Source organism: Paenibacillus ginsengarvi (genome assembly GCF_003626695.1).
GTDB lineage: Bacteria > Bacillota > Bacilli > Paenibacillales > NBRC-103111 > Paenibacillus_AB > Paenibacillus_AB ginsengarvi.
The window spans coordinates 1-1,574 of sequence record NZ_RBAH01000070.1; the positions used below are offsets into that span (position 1 = coordinate 1).

Annotated in this window: 1 protein-coding gene; it reads right to left on the reverse strand. The window is 44.5% G+C overall.

Features of this window, described 5'->3' with window-relative positions:
• Positions 1–94: 94 nt before the first annotated feature.
• The gene (locus D7M11_RS36095) at positions 95–1,483 is read right to left on the reverse strand and encodes an IS1182 family transposase (RefSeq protein WP_158607027.1); all 1,389 of its coding nucleotides are present in this window, start codon (positions 1,481–1,483) and stop codon (positions 95–97) included.
• Positions 1,484–1,574 lie beyond the last annotated feature (91 nt).

Consider the following 1,574-nt stretch of genomic DNA (forward strand, 5'->3'; position numbering starts at 1 on the left):
GGGGCTGTTGACAAAATGGGTTGAGGACAACATCCTCAACCCATTTTGTCGGTTTTATAGAATTTGGCCTGATTTTGAAGGGACCTTTCATCCCTTATGCTATCGCTTTGATCATTCGTTTGATGTTCAGGGACAATGCTGAAAAGAGGCAGTGTTCCGTAGCGTTACGGATGCCTCGTTTATGAGTCCTGCTTAGATTATGAGATTGTTTCATAATCCCGAAAGTACCTTCACACCAAATGCTCCGAAGACGCATGAGGTTCCGATACTCGTCTGTCTTAGCTCGTTCCTTATTGCGTTCTGTGGCTTCATGGAAAAGGGCACGTCGAATGACTCGATAGTTCTTCGATTTACCAAAGCATTGTTCACGCAATGAGCATGCTTTGCAGTCCTTGGTTTTTGCCGCATACACTCTTCGATAAGGTTCCTTGATCCCGTCACCCTCTACGCTAGTAAACTTTAATGTCTTTCCTTCTGGACATAGGTACTTATCTGATTGCTCATCGTATTGAAACGGTTTATCCCCGATGGCCTCAATACTACTTTCTTTCATTACAGGGGATATATATCCTTCAATATTTTGCTTTTCAAGAACGTGATGAACCACAGCGCAGTCATATCCCTTGTCAGCGCAAGCCTTTTTGATGTCCAAGCCAAATTTTTCTTGCTGGATGGCTAAGCGTCCGCCGTACGGCTCATGATCATTCACATTGCCTGGAGTTACATAGATATCTGTGATGATTCCGTGAGCTGTGTCAATACTTGTGTGACCCAGATAATGAAAGCCTACTGGTTTTTTGGGACGATTCATAAGACCAGCCCCAGGGTCTGTCTGACTCTGAGTCACTTCTGTCTGGTTAACGGCATCTGGGCGATCCTGTTTCACTGGCCCGCATTTTTTCTTTCCTTCAGCTTCACGCTCTGCTTGTCGCTGCCTCTCAAGCCGCTGCGCTTCTTTCTCTAATTCCTGAAGGTACTCAGATGGCTTTTTATCCACCTTTACTTTCTCTGAATGGCTCAGTGATGCGCTGGCTTTGACGTGAGTGGAGTCGGTTACGATTACTTCTCCCGTCACAATACCCATCTCTATGCATTTTGCCACGATATGATCGAATATGTCTTGAAAGATGGAGCTATCTTTAAAACGACGGCGGCGATTTTGACTTAGAGTTGAATGATCCGGAACGGAGTCCGTGAGATCTAACCCCAAAAACCAACGATAAGCTAAATTCAAACTCACTTCTTCTTCCAATCTGCGTTCAGAAGGAATGCCATACAAATACCCTATGAGCATCATTTTCATGAGCAGTACGGGGTCAATGGATTTTCGACCTACAGAGGAGTACAGGTGCTTCACTTTATCGTAAATGAATGAGAAATCCACTTCTCGCTGAATCGCGCGCAACAAGTGACCTTTCGGCACATAATCCTCCAGATTGAAAAAAACGAACTGGTGTTGCTTATCTCCGTTAACCCCCATCATAGTGGAATCCCTCCAAAAGAAAAACTGCATAGAATTTAAATTCTACGCAGCTCTCCAAAAACCTTTGAACGTTCTGTTTGTCAACAGCCCC